Here is a 17891-nt window from a genome sequence, read left to right on the forward strand (position 1 = left end):
GATGGTCAAATTATGGAGACGTTATAAACCCTTTATCAATGCAGGGATTCAGGAGTTGATTACCTATCGAGTCAACTTTATTCTCTATCGGATTGGTGATGTCATGGGGGCCTTTGTGGCGTTTTATCTCTGGAAGGCTGTCTTTGATTCCTCGCAGGAGTCCTTGATTCAGGGCTTCAGTATGGCGGATATTACCCTCTACATCATCATGAGTTTTGTGACCAATCTCTTGACTAGGTCGGATAGCTCCTTTATGATTGGGGAGGAGGTTAAGGATGGCTCCATTATCATGCGCTTGTTGCGACCAGTTCATTTTGCAGCCTCTTATCTCTTCACCGAGCTTGGTTCTAAGTGGTTGATTTTTATCTCTGTTGGACTGCCATTTTTAAGTGTCATTGTGTTGATGAAAATTTTATCAGGGCAAGGTATTGTAGAAGTGCTGGGACTAACTACCCTTTATCTATTTAGCTTGACGCTGGCCTATCTGATTAACTTTTTCTTTAATATCTGCTTTGGATTTTCAGCCTTTGTATTTAAAAATCTATGGGGTTCCAATCTACTTAAGACTTCCATAGTGGCCTTTATGTCTGGGAGTTTGATTCCCTTGGCTTTCTTTCCCAAAGTGGTTTCAGATATTCTGTCCTTCTTGCCTTTTTCATCCTTGATTTATACTCCAGTCATGATTATCGTTGGGAAATACGATGCCAGTCAAATTCTTCAAGCGCTTTTGCTACAGTTTTTCTGGCTCTTAGTGATGGTGGGCTTGTCTCAGTTGATTTGGAAACGGGTTCAGTCATTCATCACCATTCAAGGAGGTTAGTATGAAAAAATATCAACGCATGCATCTGATTTTTATCAGACAATACATCAAACAAATCATGGAATACAAGGTTGATTTTGTGGTTGGTGTTTTAGGTGTTTTCCTGACCCAAGGCTTGAACCTCTTGTTTCTCAATGTCATCTTTCAACATATTCCATCCCTAGAAGGCTGGACTTTTCAAGAGATAGCTTTTATTTATGGTTTTTCCTTGATTCCCAAGGGTCTGGACCATCTCTTTTTTGACAATCTCTGGGCACTGGGGCAACGATTGGTGAGAAAGGGAGAGTTTGATAAGTATCTGACTCGTCCTATCAATCCTCTTTTTCACATTCTGGTTGAGACCTTTCAGATTGATGCCTTGGGTGAACTTTTGGTCGGTGGCTTTTTACTAGGGACAACAGTATCAAGTATTGCTTGGACTCTTCCAAAATTCCTGATTTTTCTAGTCTGCATTCCTTTTGCGACCTTGATCTATACTTCCTTGAAAATCGCGACTGCCAGTATCGCTTTTTGGACCAAGCAGTCAGGCGCCATGATTTACATTTTTTATATGTTTAATGACTTTGCTAAGTACCCGATTTCTATTTACAATTCGCTTCTTCGTTGGTTGATTAGCTTTATCATCCCCTTTGCCTTTACAGCCTACTATCCTGCCAGCTATTTCTTGCAGGACAAGGATGTACTCTTTAACATTGGTGGTTTGATGCTGATTTCCCTTGTTTTCTTTGTCATTTCTTTGAAACTATGGGACAGGGGCTTGGATGCCTACGAAAGTGCGGGTTCGTAAAAGGAAGAATCTCAAAGCCTCGTCTCAGGACAGGCTTTTTCTAATGGAGATAAAAATTTCTTGACATCTATTCTCAGAGTGCTATACTAAAAGAGTAATCGCCGATTTAGCTCAGTCGGTAGAGCAACGCACTCGTAACGCGTAGGTCACAGGTTCGATCCCTGCAATCGGCAGAATCAAGAAGTCCATTAGGGCTTCTTTTCTCTTATCACTACTATTCAACCACTTAGACCGAGATACAGACCAGATAGGCAAAAGGGCTTGTTCTTGAAAAAATCCTCTGCTATAATGATTTTTGTAAAGGGCGTGAGGGGTCAGTATCAGACAACTCAAGAACCAAAAAAAGAAAATGGAGATAAAAAAATGAAAAAATTATTGGGACTTGTATTTTTAGTAGCAGCAGCGGTTGTATTGTATTTTGGCTATATTGGTTGGCCAAGTTTGGATGTCAATCTCTGGTCATTGATTCCAGTAGGTTTGTTCCTCTATTTCACTCTAGAAAACTTTTTGAAAAAAGATTATAAGGCTAGTCTCATGTGCTTGATTATTGCCTTTATCATTGCAAATGCTATTTTGGACCTTTTGCCAATTTCAAGTGGTTTGGTGATTGGTGCAGGAGTGCTAGCTTGTGTAGGACTTGGCTACCTCTTTCCTGATAAGGATAAAAAAGAAGATAAATAGAAAAGTCTCGAGGTTTCTCGAGACTTTGTTTTTATTTACCAGCGTAGTATTTTTGGATGCCTTTCACAATACCTGCGACTAGTCTATCTTGGTATCGATCGTCACGAATCTGTTGATTCTCAGTGAAATTATCCATATAACCGAGTTCTAGGAGGACGGCTGGTTTGGCAGTTTCGCGTAGAACGGCAAAACTGCTTTCCAATAAGCCAGCGTCCTTGGCACCTGTTTCTGCAAGGAGAGAGGAGTGGATAGCAGCAGCGAGGCGTTTGCTTTCACTCATACGATCAGGGTGATTGTGCCAGTATTTATTAATCTTACTTGGATAATCAGGTTCATCGCTATAGGAGTAGGTTTGAATACCGCTCGCTTTTGAGTGAATGTTTCCAGTAGCATTGAAATGGATACTGATAAAGATATCAGAGTTGGTTTTATTTACCATTCTTGAACGCTCAGTCTTAAAATCAACGTCGATATCACTGTCACGTGATGTGAGGACCTTGTAGCCTAGTTCTTCTAGCTTAGCGCGCAGTTTGCGATAGACTTGCATGTTGAGATCTTTTTCGGCTACATTGTAGTAAAAGGCGCCGGAATCTCGACCGCCATGTCCGGGATCTAGGAAAATGGTATTGCTGTATTGACCTTTTACAAATCCACCTTCTGTTGAAACTTCAGAAATCCATTGGCCGTATTTTTGGAACAGGTGTTCCTTGCCGTCTATCTTGTAGGTTCCTGATACATAATGTCCGCTATCGTCCAAATAGTAACGAGCCTTGTAATAGTCGTCATAAATCCACTCATTTTTGGCCATATAGCCACCAGACTTGAGATAGTAGGCTCCAATCCATTCACGAGCCGCATAGGTTCCATTCGCTTTTAGATAGAACCAACTGTTGTAGGCCTTGTCAAAGATCCACTCTTTTTCAGCCATGGCTCCACTAGATTTGAGGTAGTAGCTTCCTTTCCATTTATTGGAAAGCATGACTCCATTTTGTTCAAAGGCGTACCAAGTTCCCTTGATTTTCTCCCATTTGTCTCGGCTGTATTTCCCATATTCATTAGCGTAATACCAATTTTGGTCAATCTTCACCCAGGAGTTTTCCGCCATAGCCCCGCTACTGCCGAGCAGGTAAGCACCAAGGGTCGTTTTGCTGAGCATCACGCCGTTTTTGTCAAAATAATACCATGAACCATTAATTTTCTCCCATTTGTCTTGCGAGATTCTGCCAGATGGTGTGACATAATACCAATTTTGGTCAACCTTTACCCAGCCATTCTCCGCCATAGCCCCGCTTTTGGTAAGGAGATAACCATCAACGATTGTCTGAGTGAGCATGACACCATCTTTGTCAAAGTAGTACCAAACTCCTCCGATTTTTTCCCATTTTTGTTGGATGATTTTTCCAGACTCACTGGCGTAGTACCATTTACCCTCAAGAGCTACCCAGCCATTTTCTACCATGACCCCGTCTTTATTGAGAACATAGCCATCAAAAATGGTATCATTGAGTCGGTTTCCATCGTTGTCAAAATAGTACCACTTATCTTGAATTTTTTTTCCATTTGAGGACAGGCTGATTGTTTTCATAGAAACGCCACTGTTTGTTTTCTTCCTGCCATCCTTCTTTTTTAGGAGCTTCTTCTTTTGCCTTGTCTTTTGGAAGTGTTGCAACCTCCTCTTCAGTTTTAGTTGAAAGATCTTTCTTATCTTCCTTAGAGTTGCTTTGTTCGGTGGTAGCAGGAGGATTAGCATTGCTTTCCTCTGCGTAGATAGGTGCTTGGGCAAATCCTGCCATTGAAAGGACAACAGCACTTGCCAATATAAACTTTTTCAACGATATTCTCCAATCATTATTTTCTAAGAAATATTATAAAATATGTCTGACGGCTTATCAACTATCAAACTGAACTTCTTCTAGTAAGTATTCGATAAAGCGTTCGCCCATCTTAGACAGGCTGGTTTTTTCATGCTGGATATAGACTAGTTCAATCGGATCGTCAATGTCCAGTGGAATAGAAACGATATTGTCTCCATTGAGGTTACTGTTCAAAATCCCTGTTGCGATCGTGTATCCGTCCAAACCAATCAAGAGGTTAAAGAGGGTGGCACGGTCACTGACTACGATGGATTTCTTGTGATGCTCTTGTGAAAGAATCTCCTCTGAAAAGTAGAAGGAGTTATGCGTCCCCTGGTCATAACTCAGATAAGGGAAGTCTTCCAAATCAGCCAGTTTGACCTTGTCTTTTTTAGCTAGAGGGTTGGTCTTGCTGACAAAGATATGCGGTTGTGCTGTAAAGAGATGGTGGGCCAAGAGGTGGTTGTCATCCAGCATTTTCGTTAAAACATCGCGGTTGTAGCTATTTAAAAAGAGGACACCGACTTCACTACGGAAGTTCTTGACATCGTCGATAATCTCCCAAGTTCGAGTTTCACGAAGGAAAAGTTCGTATTTTTCCATATCACTTTTCTTAAGTAGCGATACAAAGGCATTGACTACAAAGGCATAGTGTTGAGACGACACGCTAAAGAGTTCGCGGTGGGCGACAGGATTTTTATAGCGTTCCTCCAGAAGCTGGGTTTGCTCTACAACTTGACGGGCATAGGAGAGGAATTCCATCCCATCGCGGGTCAAGGTAATACCCTTGGGATTGCGAATAAAGATTTCAATACCCATTTCATTTTCCAAGTCTCGAACGGCATTAGAGAGACTTGGTTGGGTAATAAAAAGTTGCTTGGCTGCCTCATTCATAGAGCCAGTTTCGACGATTTTGATAATATAGTGTAGTTGTTGAATTCTCATGTTTTTATTGTACCATACTTGCGGAAGAATGGGCAATGAGGACGAAGAAAATAGGGGGAAAGAGCCGGTCCAGTATTGAAAAAAAGTCTAGAATCTGCTAAAATGGAAGCTATGAAAACATTCTATGATGTGCAGCAATTTCTCAAACAGTTTGGCATTATTGTCTATGTGGGGAAGCGCTTGTATGATATTGAACTGATGAAGCTCGAACTTTCTCGGATCTATGATGCAGGTCTGATGGACAAGCTAGACTATCTAGAGGCGGAAGCTGTTCTTCGTAGAGAGCACAAGATAGAATTAGACTATTTAGAGAAAAATGGAGATAAGAACTTATGACAATTTGGATTGTTTGGGGAATCGTACTAGCAATGGCGGCCTGGATGGGGTATAACTACCTTCGTATTCGTCGTGCGGCTAAGATTGTAGACAATGCAGAATTTGAAGCCTTGATTCGGAAAGGGCAATTGATTGATGTCCGTGAACCAGCAGATTTCCACAGAAAACATATCCTCGGAGCTCGCAATATTCCTTCAAATCAGTTGAAGTCAAGCCTTGCAGCTCTTCGCAAGGATAAACCTATCCTTCTCTACGAAAACCAACGCGGCCAACGAGTGACTAATGCTGCACTCTATCTGAAAAAACAAGGTTTCTCTGAGATTTATATTCTTTCTTATGGATTGGATTCTTGGAAAGGGAAAGTGAAGACGAGTTAACATTCTATTAAAAACTGTCGAATGGTAGGTAAAGCTAGTATCTTAAGGTATCATCATATATATTAATTTTAAGGAGATTTTGTAATATGAATTCACAACAAAAGAAAAAATCCTCACTTGTTTTAGGTATCTTATCTATCGTCCTTGGTTTGCTATCTCCAATAGTAGGTCTGATTTTGGGGATCATAGGATTGGTCTTGGCTTTTTCATACCAAAAAGAATCTGGACTAGACTATAAAACAGAAAAAATTCTCAATATCGTAGGACTTGTGGTTTCTGTACTTAACTGGATTGTAACTGTCGCAGTATTTTTTAGAATTGTAGCTGTCGCAGTATTTTTTAGATAAGCAATAAACAAAAAAGCTTTAAATTTAAAGCTTTTTTTCTTTTATCCACTTTTTTCTAAGTATTTTTTAATCATCTCTAATTCTTCTTGGTTTAAGAATCGGTATTGCCCTTCTGCAAGTTCTGAATCTAACGTAAAATCACCGAACTGAACTCGTTTGAGAGAGACCACCTTGACACCGACAGAAAGAAACATCTTTTTGACCTGATGAAACTTGCCTTCAGAGATGGTGATGGTGGCTTGACTAGAGGAAGGACTAGAGGACAGAATCTCAAGCTGAGCAGGTTTACAAGTGGTCCCATCTAAAAAAACGATTCCTTCCTTAAATTGCTGGATATGGTCTGACGTGAGCAGTCTATTGACCTCTACTTGATAGGATTTGTTGACATGGTACTGGGGATGGAGGAGTTGAAAACCAAGAGGTCCATTATCAGTCAAAAGGAGTAGCCCTGTCGTATCACGGTCTAATCTGCCGACAGCATAGAGCTGCTCAGACTGGATGTCAGGTGGAAGGAGGTCCATGACGGTTGGAAGTTTCTTATCCTTGCTAGCTGTAACGACTCCGTTTGGCTTATGAAGCATGAGATAATTGTGCTCATATCCTTGGATTTGCCGCCCTTGAAAGACTAATTTCTGTAATCCTGTATCGACATTTTGAGCGAGGGAGCGAGCTGGACAATCGTCGACTAGGATTTCTTTTTTTAATAGAGCCTGTTTCATACCCTTGCGACTGATCTTTTCCTGGGCAAATAATCTATCTAAACGCATACCAGCCTATCTTATCATAAGTCTCTGACTTTGAAAAGGGATGACTGGATGAGAAAAACAAAGTGAAAACATTTACACTTGCTTGAGTTATGTTATTTGACTGAAAATGTGGTATAATTGCTCAGTTAGAAAATAAATTTTAAATATTATAGAGGAAATCATGACAAAATTAAGAGAAGATATCCGTAACGTAGCCATTATTGCCCACGTTGACCACGGGAAAACAACACTCGTTGATGAATTGTTGAAACAATCTTCAACATTGGACGCTCGTACAGAGTTGGCAGAGCGCGCTATGGACTCAAATGATATCGAAAAAGAGCGTGGAATTACCATTCTTGCCAAGAATACCGCTGTAGCTTACAATGGCACACGTATCAACATCATGGACACACCAGGACACGCGGACTTTGGTGGAGAAGTGGAACGTATCATGAAAATGGTTGATGGTGTTGTCTTGGTCGTAGATGCCTACGAAGGAACCATGCCACAAACTCGTTTCGTATTGAAAAAAGCCTTGGAACAAGACCTTGTTCCAATCGTGGTTGTTAATAAAATCGATAAACCATCAGCTCGTCCAGCAGAAGTAGTGGACGAAGTCTTGGAACTCTTTATCGAGCTCGGTGCAGATGATGACCAGCTTGATTTCCCTGTTGTTTATGCTTCAGCTATCAACGGAACATCTTCCTTGTCTGATGATCCTGCTGACCAAGAAGCAACAATGGCGCCAATCTTTGACACCATCATCGAACACATCCCAGCTCCAGTAGACAACTCTGATGAGCCACTTCAATTCCAAGTATCACTCTTGGACTACAATGACTTCGTAGGTCGTATCGGTATCGGACGTATCTTCCGTGGTACTGTGAAGGTTGGAGACCAAGTTACCCTTTCTAAATTGGATGGTACAACCAAAAACTTCCGTGTTACAAAACTCTTCGGTTTCTTTGGTTTGGAACGTCGTGAAATCCAAGAAGCCAAAGCGGGTGATTTGATTGCCGTTTCAGGTATGGAAGATATCTTTGTCGGTGAAACCATTACTCCGACAGACGCAGTTGAAGCTCTTCCAATCCTACACATCGATGAGCCAACTCTTCAAATGACTTTCTTAGTCAACAACTCACCATTTGCTGGTAAAGAAGGTAAGTGGGTGACTTCTCGTAAGGTGGAAGAACGCTTGCAAGCAGAATTGCAAACAGACGTTTCCCTTCGTGTTGACCCAACGGACTCACCAGATAAATGGACTGTTTCAGGTCGTGGAGAATTGCACTTGTCAATCCTGATTGAAACAATGCGTCGTGAGGGTTATGAACTTCAAGTATCTCGTCCAGAGGTTATTGTAAAAGAGATTGACGGTGTTAAATGTGAGCCATTTGAACGTGTTCAAATCGATACTCCAGAAGAATACCAAGGATCTGTTATCCAAAGCCTTTCTGAGCGTAAGGGTGAAATGTTGGATATGATTTCAACTGGTAATGGTCAAACTCGTTTGGTCTTCCTTGTTCCAGCGCGTGGTTTGATCGGATACTCAACTGAGTTCTTGTCAATGACTCGTGGTTACGGTATCATGAACCATACCTTCGACCAATACTTACCATTGATTCCAGGTGAAATCGGTGGTCGTCACCGTGGAGCCCTTGTTTCCATCGATGCTGGTAAGGCTACAACATACTCAATCATGTCTATCGAAGAACGTGGTACGATCTTTGTCAACCCAGGTACTGAAGTTTATGAAGGAATGATCATCGGTGAAAACTCTCGTGAGAATGACTTGACAGTTAACATCACTAAGGCCAAACAAATGACCAACGTTCGTTCAGCTACCAAGGATCAAACTGCTGTTATTAAGACACCTCGTATCTTGACCCTTGAAGAGTCACTTGAGTTCTTGAACGACGATGAGTACATGGAAGTAACGCCTGAGTCTATCCGTTTGCGTAAGCAAATCCTCAACAAGGCAGAGCGTGAGAAAGCCAACAAAAAGAAAAAATCAGCTGAGTAACAGCTAGAAAGAGATAAAGATGGTCTATTTAATCATAGGGATACTCTTATTACTACTCTATGTATTTGCGACACCCCAAAGTATCAAAGGAACAGTCAACATCGTTATCTTGGTCTTTTTAGTTGTTGCACTCTTGATTTTGCTGATGTTGTCCATCTTGCAAATCTTCCAGTTACCGACAGAATTCTTTGTCACAATCGCCATGCTGGCTCTAGCCTACTTTAGCTTGAGAGATATTACGCTCATGCCTGTAAAAAAGGGTAAAAGAAGATAATAGAAGAGTCTGGGTAATGACTCAATTTGAGGAGAAAATCTAGCAAATTTTTCCCTGATAAAACGCATAATATTAAGGTTTTTGAATGCCTGATATTATGCGTTTTTATGATTTTTAAAACTTTTTGAGCGACCTATTAGAAAGTGGATACTCTTACAATTATTTTGGAAATAATTTAATTTCTGATTTAACGTATATTTTCTCAGAAGGGCTATTATTCCAACTTTTTTAAGGGTGGTCTCATTTTGGACCGAAAGAAAAAGATTGAAAAAATCGTCCAAAATGAACTTTTCTTCAATCTGGAGGCTCACACCTCTTTTTCTTATTTCTTTTTCCGATTTAATACGGCATTGAGTACAATGGCCAGTAGGCTTGCTACGACAATTCCATTTGAGAAGAACATTTGGAAGGCTGTTGGCATGCTGACAAAGAGATTGCTATTGTTTAGACCTGCTCCAGCGGCGATTGATACAGCGGCGATAAGGAAGTTGTGTTCATTGTTAGTAAAGTCAACGCGGGCGAGGATTTGCATACCTTGAAGGGAAACAAAGCCAAACATCACCAGCATGGCACCTCCAAGAACAGGGCTCGGAATGATTTGGGCGAGGGCACCAAACTTAGGAAGGAGTCCAAGGAGGACTAGGAAACCAGCTGCATAGTAGATTGGCAGACGGGTTTTGATACCTGACAATTTAACCAAACCAACGTTTTGTGAAAATCCTGTGTAAGGGAAGGTGTTAAAGATTCCTCCGAGAAGTACGGCCAGACCTTCTGCTCGGTAACCGTTGCGAAGGCGCGTGCTGTCGATTGGATCTTTTGTGATATCAGACAAGGCTAGGTAAACACCAGTGGACTCAACCATAGAAACCGTTGCAATGATACACATCATGACAATAGAGGAGATTTCAAAGGTTGGCATCCCAAAGTAGAGGGGAGTTGGGACATGGACTAGTGGTGCTGCCGCAACAGGGGAGAAATCAACCAAGCCCATGGTAGCAGCAATGGCGGTTCCGACAACCAGACCAATCAAAATGGAGATAGACTTGATAAATCCTTTGGTAAAGATGTTGATCAAGAGGATGATCAGAACAGTGATAGCAGCAAGCAAGAGACTTTGACCAGTTGGCTCTGGAACATTATTTCCCATATTTCCGATAGCGACAGGAATCAAAGTTAGTCCGATGGTCGTAATAACAGATCCTGTTACGATAGATGGGAAGAGATTGGCCACTTTTGAGAAGATGCCTGAAATCAGAACTACATAAATCCCTGAAACGATAAGGGCACCAAACATAGCACCGCTACCGTGGCTTTGACCAATCATAATCAAAGGAGCGACTGACTGGAAGGCAACTCCGAGAACGACTGGTAGTCCAACACCAAAGTGTTTGTTGAGTTGGAGTTGGAGGAAGGTGGCCACTCCACACATGAAGATATCTGTAGAAATCAGGTAGGTCAATTGCTCAGCTGAATAGCCAAGAGCTGTCGCAATCATGATGGGAACTAGGATAGAACCTGAGTACATGGCTAGTAAGTGCTGCAAGCCAAGAACGGCTGCTTGCGAGTGTTTTTCTTGTTTTTGCATTAGAGATCTGCCTCCTTAAATACGACCTGACTATTTTCAAAACGATCCAAGCGAGCCAGTGATAGGACAGGGTAGCCTGCTTTTTCAAGCAAATCACGACCATCTTGGAAGGATTTTTCAATCACGATACCAATCGCTTCGACTTTTGCTCCAGATTGTTCGATGATTTGAATTAAGCCTTTGGCAGCTTGTCCATTGGCAAGGAAATCATCGATAATCAAGACCTTGTCCTCTGGTGAGAGGAATTTTCCAGCGATAGAAACGGTGCTGGTCACCTGCTTGGTAAAGGAGTAGACTTCAGCAGTTAGGATGCCTTCGTTCATGGTGATGTTTTTAGCTTTCTTGGCGAAAATCATGGGAACGTTTAAGGCTTCAGCTGTAAAAACGGCTGGGGCAATGCCCGATGCTTCAATGGTCACGACCTTGGTAATGCCAGCAGAAGCGAATTTGTCCGCAAATACCTTACCAATTTCCCGCATCAAGCTAAAGTCAACTTGGTGGGTTAAAAAGGAATCCACCTTGAGGATGTTGTCCCCCAAGATATGCCCATCCTGAAGGATGCGCTCTTCTAATAATTTCATAAGACCTCCTAAAGTCTAAAAGATGCTTCATTTGCTTGTTTAGAGTTTCTAGCAAGAAATAGAAAAAGGACCTACTTAATCCCCTAAGTAAGTCCCCAAAATAGGCATGGCCAACACCATACCTTCAGCTGACATACTCATTGTTAGGTGTTCCGGCACCTTGTAGAAACGTCGTGCCAATTCACGACATAAACAAGTAAAATGATATTCAATTTTAAATAGGCTACTGCCAATGTTTTTATTTTACACTAATTAGCTTTATAAATCAAATATTTTGTTAGTAAATAGATCATGAAAGCGAACGAATAAAAGGCTGCAATGCTAGAAAGTATTGTAGCCTTTTATTCTTCTATTCGCTAAATCTTAAAAAATAACCATCAGGATCCAAAATCGCAAATTCATGAGGGTAAATAAAGCTATCTCCTACTCGAAATTCTCTTTTTGTCAGGGGACGATGGATAGGATAGTCAGCTTCCAGCAGTTTTTGGTGGAGCTGAGGAACATCTTCAATGCCAAAGGAAATATTGACACCGCGCCCGAAAGGATAGGTTAGTTGGGCTAATTCTTCTGTGCTGCCTTCTTCTAGCATAAGTTGGCAGTCTTCAAGCGAGAGGAAGAGAAATTTCTCCTCTGGACGCTCGTATTCGACAGAGAATCCTAGCAGGTCGCAGTAGAAGTGGCGTGATTTTTCGATGTCAGATACTACAAATTCAGGAATGACAGCTTGATAGTCCATTCGTTTTCTCCTTAGAGTTCAATCTCCATGACAATGGGTGTGTGGTCTTGGCGCGCACCGGAGTCAATCATATCAGACTTAGTTACCTTGTCAGCCACTCGGTTGCTGGTCAGCCAGTAGTCGATTCTCCAGCCTGTATTGTTGATTTTAGAAGTCTTGCTTCGCTGCGCCCACCAAGTGTAACGTTCTGGGACATCGCCGTGAAGATGACGGAAGGTGTCGGTAAATCCAGTTGCCAAGAGGTTAGTAAAACCAGCACGTTCCTCGTCTGTAAATCCTGGTGAACGGCGGTTGCTGGCAGGATTTGCAAGGTCGATTTCCTTGTGGGCTACGTTGTAGTCACCGGTTGCAAGGACTGGTTTTTCTTTGTCTAGTTGCGCCAAATACTCAGCGTATTTGACATCCCAGACTTGACGTTCTTCCAAGCGTTTGAGGCCATCGCCAGCGTTTGGAGTGTAAACTTGCGTTACGAAAAATTCATCAAATTCCAAGGTGATGATGCGGCCTTCCAAGTCCATGGTAGAAGGGGCACCGATTTCTGGGAAGCTGATTGTTGGTGTGAGTTCTTTCTTATAGAGGAACATAGTTCCAGCGTAGCCTTTGCGGGCAGGTTCTTGAGAGGAACGCCAAGTGTTTTCATAGCCTGGAAAGAGTTCTTCAAGTACTTCTAGGTGTTTCTTAGTAGGGCCCTTTGCAGAAAGCTTGGTTTCTTGGATAGCGATAATATCAGCATTTTCGGCTACCAAGGTTTGTAGGACCTCCTGTGACAGTTTGGCGCGAGCAGAGTCGCTCGTTAGGGCTGCGTTGAGGGAATCAATGTTCCATGAGATTAGTTTCATAAAGTTACCTTTTTCATTCAGATTACAGACTATATTATACCAAAAAATGGCGCATTTCCCCAACGTATGGTTTGAAAAATCAGCCTCTTTCGTTTATAATTAAGAATGATTTTATGAAAGGGAGTGAAAATACATGAAATTCTATTCTTATGACTATGTCCTCAGCCAAATCGGTCAGCAAAATGGTATCATGGTTGGCTTTGGGATTGTCCTATTAGCTGTTACAGGTTTTTTTGCTTTTAAGGCATACCATGATAAAAAGGGGACCAAATTTCGTGAGTTGGTCATGATTTCAGCTTTGACCTTATTAGCTCTGCTTTTGGTCAGTATCACGACTTATCAAAACAATCAAGTTTCTAATAATAAATTTCAAGCTTCACTTCATTTCATCGAGCTTGTTTCCAAAGAATTGGGAGTAGACAAGTCAGAAGTCTATGTCAATACTTCTGCCGACACTGATGGCGCACTTATCAAGGTCGGAGATCGCTATTACCGTGCCTTGAACGGAAGTGAGCCAGACAAGTACCTGCTAGAGAAAGTCGAATTGTATAAAACAGATGCAATTGAACTGGTGGAGGTGAACAAATGACACTCAATTATATCGAAATTTTAATCAAACTAGCCTTGGGTCTCTTTTCTCTGGTTTTTGTAATTAATGTGACCGGAAAGGGTAACCTAGCGCCTAACTCAGCAATAGATCAAATTCAGAACTATGTACTCGGGGGGATCATCGGTGGGGTGATTTACAATAGCGCCATCAGCATCCTTCAGTATGCAGTCATCTTGATCATGTGGACCATTCTGGTCTTGACTCTCAAATGGCTTAACAACAATGTTCACTTTGTGAAACGTTTGATTGATGGGAAGCCAACCCTGCTCATCAAAAATGGGAAGATTGATCCAGAAGCCTGCCGTTCGGTTGGTTTATCTGCAGCGGACGTAGCTCTTAAGCTCCGTAGCCAGGGAATTTTCCAAATGAAACAAGTCAAACGCGCTATGCAGGAGCAGAACGGTCAACTCATCGTAGTCCAAATGGGAGATGAGAATCCCAAGTATCCTGTTGTCACAGACGGTGTGATCCAAGTTGAAATTTTGGAGACCATTGGTCGGAGCGAAGAATGGCTGCTTGATAACCTAAGCAAACAAGGGTATGACAATGTGGCCAATATCTTTATTGCTGAGTATGACAAGGGTGTCGTCTCAGTCGTAACCTATGAATAAGAAAAACCTGAGGTCTTGTACTCTTCAAAAATCAAATTCAAACTGCGTCAACGTCGCCTTGCCGTACTCAAGTACAGCCTGCGGCTAGTTTCCTAGTTTGCTCTTTGATTTTCATTGAGTCTTGGCCTCAGGTTTCCATTTGCAATCAGAAAGGGATTTTATGTCCATTATTCAAAAACTCTGGTGGTTTTTCAAGTTAGAAAAGCGCCGTTATTTAGTCGGAATTGTGGCCTTGGTCTTGGTTTCCGTCCTCAATCTCATTCCCCCCATGGTCATGGGACGGGTCATTGATGCCATTACATCGGGGAAATTAAACCAGCAGGACCTCCTTCTTAATCTATTTTATTTGCTGCTGGCAGCCTTTGGGATGTACTATCTGCGCTATGTTTGGCGCATGTATATCCTCGGAACTTCCTACCGTCTGGGGCAGATCATGCGGTCTCGCTTATTTGAGCATTTTACCAAGATGTCGCCAGCTTTTTATCAGACCTATCGGACAGGGGATTTGATGGCGCACGCTACAAATGACATCAATGCCTTAACTCGTCTCGCAGGTGGTGGTGTTATGTCTGCGGTGGATGCCTCTATCACGGCTCTAGTGACCTTGCTGACCATGCTTTTTAGCATTTCATGGCAAATGACCTTGGTTGCCATTCTTCCCTTGCCTTTCATGGCTTATGCGACTAGTCGTCTAGGGAGAAAGACCCATAAGGCTTTCGGGGAATCCCAAGCTGCCTTTTCTGAACTCAATAACAAGGTACAGGAGTCTGTATCGGGTATCAAAGTGACCAAATCTTTCGGTTATCAGGCTGATGAGCTTGAGTCTTTTCAGGCAGTCAATGAATTGACCTTCCAAAAGAACCTGCAAACCATGAAATACGATAGTCTTTTTGACCCCATGGTTCTCTTGTTTGTTGGTTCGTCCTATGTTTTAACCCTTTTGGTCGGTTCCTTGATGGTTCAGGAGGGGCAGATTACGGTTGGGAATCTGGTCACTTTTATCAGCTACTTGGATATGCTGGTTTGGCCTCTTATGGCCATTGGTTTCCTCTTTAATATTACTCAGCGAGGGAAGGTGTCCTATCAGCGAATTGAGGATCTTTTATCTCAGGAATCACCTGTAAAAGATCCTGAGTTTCCTCTGGATGGTATTGAAAATGGGCGTTTGGAGTACGATATTGATAGCTTTGCCTTTGAAGATGAAGAAACACTGACTGCTATTCACTTTAGCTTGGAAAAAGGGCAAACGCTGGGTTTGGTTGGACAAACAGGCTCTGGGAAAACATCTCTAATCAAACTGCTCTTGCGTGAGTATGATGTTGACAAGGGAGCCATTTACCTAAACGGTCACGATATTCGCGATTATCGTTTGACAGACCTTCGCAGTCTCGTGGGCTATGTCCCTCAGGATCAATTCCTCTTTGCGACTTCGATCTTAGACAATATCCGCTTTGGCAATCCTAATTTGCCCCTTTCAACGGTTGAGGAAGCGACTAAGCTAGCCCAAATTTACCAAGACATTGTAGCCATGCCTCAGGGATTTGATACGCTGATCGGTGAAAAGGGGGTCAGTCTATCTGGTGGTCAAAAGCAACGTCTGGCCATGAGTCGGGCTATGATTTTAGACCCTGATATCTTGATTCTAGATGATTCCTTGTCAGCCGTGGATGCTAAGACAGAGTATGCGATTATCGACAATCTCAAGGAAACGCGTAAGGACAAGACAACCATCATCACGGCCCATCGCCTCAGTGCAGTTGTCCATGCAGATCTGATCTTGGTTCTGCAAAATGGACAGATTATCGAACGTGGCACGCACGAAGACCTGCTAGCCATGGATGGCTGGTATGCCCAAACCTACCAGTCTCAGCAGTTGGAAATGAAAGGAGAAGAAGATGCAGAATAAGCAAGAACAATGGGCTGTATTGAATCGCTTGATGTCTTATCTCAAGCCCTATGGATTCCTGACCTTTTTGGCATTAAGTTTTCTCCTCGCGACGACGGTTATTAAAAGCATCATTCCCCTCGTGGCTTCCCGCTTTATCGACCAGTATCTCAGTAATCTTAACCAACTTGCCGTGACCGTTTTGCTGGCCTACTATGGTCTTTACATCCTACAAACTCTAGTTCAGTATGTCGGCAATCTTCTCTTTGCGCGGGTGTCCTACAGTATTGTTAGGGATATTCGTCGGGATGCCTTTGCCAATATGGAAAAACTGGGCATGTCTTATTTTGACAAGACGCCAGCAGGTTCCATCGTCTCTCGTTTGACAAATGATACCGAGACCATCAGTGATATGTTTTCGGGGATTTTATCCAGCTTTATTTCAGCAGTTTTCATCTTTCTGACAACTCTGTATACCATGTTGGTACTGGATTTTCGTTTGACAGCTTTAGTCTTGCTCTTTCTCCCCTTGATTTTCCTTCTGGTCAATCTCTATCGGAAAAAATCAGTGAAAATTATCGAAAAAACCAGAAGTCTCTTGTCGGATATCAATAGTAAGCTGGCAGAGAATATCGAGGGAATCAGGATTATCCAGGCCTTTAATCAAGAGAAGCGCCTGCAGGCAGAATTTGATGAAATCAACCAAGAACACTTGGTCTATGCTAACCGATCTGTAGCCTTGGACGCCCTCTTTTTACGTCCTGCCATGAGTTTGCTGAAACTGCTAGGCTATGCCGTCTTGATGGCTTATTTTGGCTACCGTGGGCTTTATCTGGGAATAACAGCAGGAACCATGTATGCCTTTATCCAGTACATCAACCGTCTCTTTGATCCCCTTATTGAGGTGACGCAAAACTTTTCAACTCTTCAAACGTCTATGGTGTCTGCAGGTCGTGTCTTTGCCTTGATTGATGAGACAACCTATGAGCCTCTTCAAGAAGATGGACCAGTCAAAGTCCAAGAAGGCAATATCCGTTTTGAACATGTGTGTTTCTCATATGACGGCAAACACCAGATCCTAGATGATATTTCTTTTTCTGTTAACAAGGGTGAGACCATTGCCTTTGTGGGGCATACAGGTTCAGGGAAATCTTCGATTATCAATGTCCTCATGCGCTTTTACGAATTTCAGTCAGGGCGAGTTCTCTTGGATGATGTGGATATCCGAAACTACAGCCAGGAAGAACTGAGAAGAAATATTGGTCTAGTCTTGCAGGATCCCTTCCTCTATCATGGGACTATCAAGTCCAATATCGCCATGTACCAAGATATCAGTGATGAAGAGGTTAAGGCTGCGGCTACCTTTGTGGATGCAGATTCCTTTATTCATGACCTTCCTTTGGGTTATGATGCACCTGTGTCTGAGCGTGGCTCGAGCTTTTCTACTGGACAGCGTCAGCTTCTTGCCTTTGCCAGAACAGTCGCCAGCCAGCCTAAAATCTTAATTTTGGATGAAGCGACAGCCAATATTGACTCTGAAACAGAAAGTTTGGTTCAAGATTCCCTAGCTAAGATGAGACAGGGGCGGACGACCATTGCTATCGCTCATCGCCTTTCTACCATTCAAGACGCCAACTGCATTTATGTCTTGAATAAGGGGCGCATCATTGAGAGTGGAACCCATGAGGAACTCTTGACCCTGGGAGGAACCTATCACAAGATGTATCGTTTGCAGGCTGGAACCATGACCTAATAAGAATTCCTCCAAATTACAGCTTTCTTGCACCGCCTTTTCCATTTTGTGGTATAATGAAAAATGTTGACAAATAGTATAATAAAAACAAAGGAGAAACAG

The 17891-nt window shown here is 42.4% G+C and carries 18 protein-coding genes, 1 tRNA gene, 1 pseudogene and 1 riboswitch; of the genes and pseudogenes, 13 read left to right on the forward strand and 7 right to left on the reverse strand.

From position 1 onward, the window contains the following. Position 1 precedes the first annotated feature (1 nt). The 4 genes from D8801_RS05385 to D8801_RS05400 all read left to right on the forward strand — a co-directional run bounded on the left by D8801_RS05385 (position 2) and on the right by D8801_RS05400 (position 2288). Positions 2-820: an ABC transporter permease gene (locus D8801_RS05385; RefSeq protein ID WP_000240149.1), complete on the forward strand. Its 819-nt coding sequence runs from the start codon at positions 2-4 to the stop codon at positions 818-820. A 1-nt stretch (position 821) separates the two neighbouring features. Beyond that, complete coding sequence (locus D8801_RS05390; RefSeq protein ID WP_125848405.1) at positions 822-1607, forward strand: ABC transporter permease; 786 nt, start codon at positions 822-824, stop codon at positions 1605-1607. Between the two features lie 100 nt (positions 1608-1707). Continuing rightward, positions 1708-1780: transfer RNA gene (locus tag D8801_RS05395), tRNA-Thr, on the forward strand. A 190-nt stretch (positions 1781-1970) separates the two neighbouring features. Next, positions 1971-2288 carry a hypothetical protein gene (locus tag D8801_RS05400; RefSeq protein WP_125848407.1) on the forward strand — a complete coding sequence of 106 codons (318 nt, stop codon included), beginning with the start codon at positions 1971-1973 and terminating at the stop codon, positions 2286-2288. A 31-nt stretch (positions 2289-2319) separates the two neighbouring features. Here the strand turns inward: D8801_RS05400 and D8801_RS05405 are convergent. Together D8801_RS05405 and D8801_RS05410 are read right to left on the reverse strand one after the other, a co-directional pair. Continuing rightward, positions 2320-4120, reverse strand: a pseudogene (locus tag D8801_RS05405) (N-acetylmuramoyl-L-alanine amidase). A gap of 57 nt (positions 4121-4177) precedes the next feature. Beyond that, positions 4178-5086: a LysR family transcriptional regulator gene (locus D8801_RS05410; RefSeq protein WP_001222585.1), complete on the reverse strand. Its 909-nt coding sequence runs from the start codon at positions 5084-5086 to the stop codon at positions 4178-4180. A 102-nt stretch (positions 5087-5188) separates the two neighbouring features. Between D8801_RS05410 and D8801_RS05415 the strand changes: the two genes are divergently transcribed. The 3 genes from D8801_RS05415 (at position 5189) to D8801_RS05425 (ending at position 6146) form a co-directional block, all read left to right on the forward strand. Beyond that, positions 5189-5422 carry a YqgQ family protein gene (locus tag D8801_RS05415; protein WP_185758507.1) on the forward strand — a complete coding sequence of 78 codons (234 nt, stop codon included), beginning with the start codon at positions 5189-5191 and terminating at the stop codon, positions 5420-5422. Next, on the forward strand, positions 5419-5799 hold the full coding sequence (locus D8801_RS05420; protein ID WP_125848409.1) for a rhodanese-like domain-containing protein: 381 nt from the start codon (positions 5419-5421) through the stop codon (positions 5797-5799). The genes D8801_RS05415 and D8801_RS05420 overlap by 4 nt, the downstream gene beginning before the upstream one ends. A gap of 86 nt (positions 5800-5885) precedes the next feature. Further along, positions 5886-6146 carry a DUF4190 domain-containing protein gene (locus tag D8801_RS05425; RefSeq protein ID WP_125848411.1) on the forward strand — a complete coding sequence of 87 codons (261 nt, stop codon included), beginning with the start codon at positions 5886-5888 and terminating at the stop codon, positions 6144-6146. A 41-nt stretch (positions 6147-6187) separates the two neighbouring features. Here the strand turns inward: D8801_RS05425 and D8801_RS05430 are convergent, their stop codons facing one another. Then, positions 6188-6913, reverse strand: coding sequence for a 16S rRNA pseudouridine(516) synthase (locus D8801_RS05430; protein WP_125848413.1), 726 nt, complete (start codon positions 6911-6913; stop codon positions 6188-6190). A 160-nt stretch (positions 6914-7073) separates the two neighbouring features. Here D8801_RS05430 and typA point away from each other — a divergent pair, with 160 nt between their 5' ends. Beyond that, entirely contained in the window at positions 7074-8915 is a 1842-nt protein-coding gene (gene typA, locus D8801_RS05435) for a translational GTPase TypA (protein ID WP_000164127.1), read from the forward strand. 19 nt (positions 8916-8934) lie between these two features. Then, positions 8935-9189, forward strand: a complete 255-nt coding sequence (locus D8801_RS05440) for a DUF3165 family protein (protein ID WP_000262658.1) — start codon at positions 8935-8937, stop codon at positions 9187-9189. 322 nt (positions 9190-9511) lie between these two features. On the opposite strand, the gene D8801_RS05445 is transcribed toward D8801_RS05440, so the two are convergent. From D8801_RS05445 to D8801_RS05460, 4 genes are all read right to left on the reverse strand, one after another. Then, positions 9512-10774, reverse strand: coding sequence for a nucleobase:cation symporter-2 family protein (locus D8801_RS05445; protein WP_125848415.1), 1263 nt, complete (start codon positions 10772-10774; stop codon positions 9512-9514). Next, positions 10774-11355 (reverse strand): xanthine phosphoribosyltransferase, encoded by a 582-nt coding sequence (locus D8801_RS05450; RefSeq protein WP_125848417.1) that lies wholly within the window; start codon positions 11353-11355, stop codon positions 10774-10776. Before D8801_RS05450 ends, D8801_RS05445 begins: the two co-directional genes overlap by 1 nt. A gap of 120 nt (positions 11356-11475) precedes the next feature. Continuing rightward, positions 11476-11571, reverse strand: a riboswitch (purine riboswitch). Positions 11572-11704: 133 nt separating this feature from the next. Further along, positions 11705-12091, reverse strand: coding sequence for a bleomycin resistance protein (locus D8801_RS05455; RefSeq protein WP_009659120.1), 387 nt, complete (start codon positions 12089-12091; stop codon positions 11705-11707). Positions 12092-12102: 11 nt separating this feature from the next. Then, complete coding sequence (locus D8801_RS05460) at positions 12103-12930, reverse strand: exodeoxyribonuclease III (RefSeq protein WP_125848419.1); 828 nt, start codon at positions 12928-12930, stop codon at positions 12103-12105. 133 nt (positions 12931-13063) lie between these two features. Between D8801_RS05460 and D8801_RS05465 the strand changes: the two genes are divergently transcribed. From D8801_RS05465 to D8801_RS05480, 4 genes are all read left to right on the forward strand, one after another. After that, positions 13064-13519, forward strand: a complete 456-nt coding sequence (locus tag D8801_RS05465) for a DUF3290 family protein (protein ID WP_125848421.1) — start codon at positions 13064-13066, stop codon at positions 13517-13519. Then, complete coding sequence (locus tag D8801_RS05470) at positions 13516-14151, forward strand: DUF421 domain-containing protein (RefSeq protein ID WP_000174434.1); 636 nt, start codon at positions 13516-13518, stop codon at positions 14149-14151. The genes D8801_RS05465 and D8801_RS05470 overlap by 4 nt, the downstream gene beginning before the upstream one ends. Before the next feature lie 160 nt (positions 14152-14311). After that, positions 14312-16057, forward strand: a complete 1746-nt coding sequence (locus D8801_RS05475; RefSeq protein WP_125848423.1) for an ABC transporter ATP-binding protein — start codon at positions 14312-14314, stop codon at positions 16055-16057. After that, positions 16047-17789 (forward strand): ABC transporter ATP-binding protein, encoded by a 1743-nt coding sequence (locus D8801_RS05480; protein WP_125848425.1) that lies wholly within the window; start codon positions 16047-16049, stop codon positions 17787-17789. The genes D8801_RS05475 and D8801_RS05480 overlap by 11 nt, the downstream gene beginning before the upstream one ends. Positions 17790-17891 lie beyond the last annotated feature (102 nt).

The sequence above is a fragment of the Streptococcus oralis genome (genome assembly GCF_003943415.1).
Taxonomy (GTDB): Bacteria; Bacillota; Bacilli; order Lactobacillales; family Streptococcaceae; genus Streptococcus; species Streptococcus oralis_BJ.

Excerpts from the sequence above, each read along its gene's own strand:
- D8801_RS05385 (WP_000240149.1), top strand. The coding sequence starts at position 2 with ATGGTCAAATTATGGAGACGTTATAAACCCTTTATCAATGCAGGGATT.
- D8801_RS05390 (WP_125848405.1), top strand. The coding sequence starts at position 822 with ATGAAAAAATATCAACGCATGCATCTGATTTTTATCAGACAATACATC.
- D8801_RS05400 (WP_125848407.1), top strand. The coding sequence starts at position 1,971 with ATGAAAAAATTATTGGGACTTGTATTTTTAGTAGCAGCAGCGGTTGTA.
- D8801_RS05410 (WP_001222585.1), bottom strand. The coding sequence starts at position 5,086 with ATGAGAATTCAACAACTACACTATATTATCAAAATCGTCGAAACTGGC.
- D8801_RS05415 (WP_185758507.1), top strand. The coding sequence starts at position 5,189 with ATGGAAGCTATGAAAACATTCTATGATGTGCAGCAATTTCTCAAACAG.
- D8801_RS05420 (WP_125848409.1), top strand. The coding sequence starts at position 5,419 with ATGACAATTTGGATTGTTTGGGGAATCGTACTAGCAATGGCGGCCTGG.
- D8801_RS05425 (WP_125848411.1), top strand. The coding sequence starts at position 5,886 with ATGAATTCACAACAAAAGAAAAAATCCTCACTTGTTTTAGGTATCTTA.
- D8801_RS05430 (WP_125848413.1), bottom strand. The coding sequence starts at position 6,913 with ATGCGTTTAGATAGATTATTTGCCCAGGAAAAGATCAGTCGCAAGGGT.
- typA (WP_000164127.1), top strand. The coding sequence starts at position 7,074 with ATGACAAAATTAAGAGAAGATATCCGTAACGTAGCCATTATTGCCCAC.
- D8801_RS05440 (WP_000262658.1), top strand. The coding sequence starts at position 8,935 with ATGGTCTATTTAATCATAGGGATACTCTTATTACTACTCTATGTATTT.
- D8801_RS05445 (WP_125848415.1), bottom strand. The coding sequence starts at position 10,774 with ATGCAAAAACAAGAAAAACACTCGCAAGCAGCCGTTCTTGGCTTGCAG.
- D8801_RS05450 (WP_125848417.1), bottom strand. The coding sequence starts at position 11,355 with ATGAAATTATTAGAAGAGCGCATCCTTCAGGATGGGCATATCTTGGGG.
- D8801_RS05455 (WP_009659120.1), bottom strand. The coding sequence starts at position 12,091 with ATGGACTATCAAGCTGTCATTCCTGAATTTGTAGTATCTGACATCGAA.
- D8801_RS05460 (WP_125848419.1), bottom strand. The coding sequence starts at position 12,930 with ATGAAACTAATCTCATGGAACATTGATTCCCTCAACGCAGCCCTAACG.
- D8801_RS05465 (WP_125848421.1), top strand. The coding sequence starts at position 13,064 with ATGAAATTCTATTCTTATGACTATGTCCTCAGCCAAATCGGTCAGCAA.
- D8801_RS05470 (WP_000174434.1), top strand. The coding sequence starts at position 13,516 with ATGACACTCAATTATATCGAAATTTTAATCAAACTAGCCTTGGGTCTC.
- D8801_RS05475 (WP_125848423.1), top strand. The coding sequence starts at position 14,312 with ATGTCCATTATTCAAAAACTCTGGTGGTTTTTCAAGTTAGAAAAGCGC.
- D8801_RS05480 (WP_125848425.1), top strand. The coding sequence starts at position 16,047 with ATGCAGAATAAGCAAGAACAATGGGCTGTATTGAATCGCTTGATGTCT.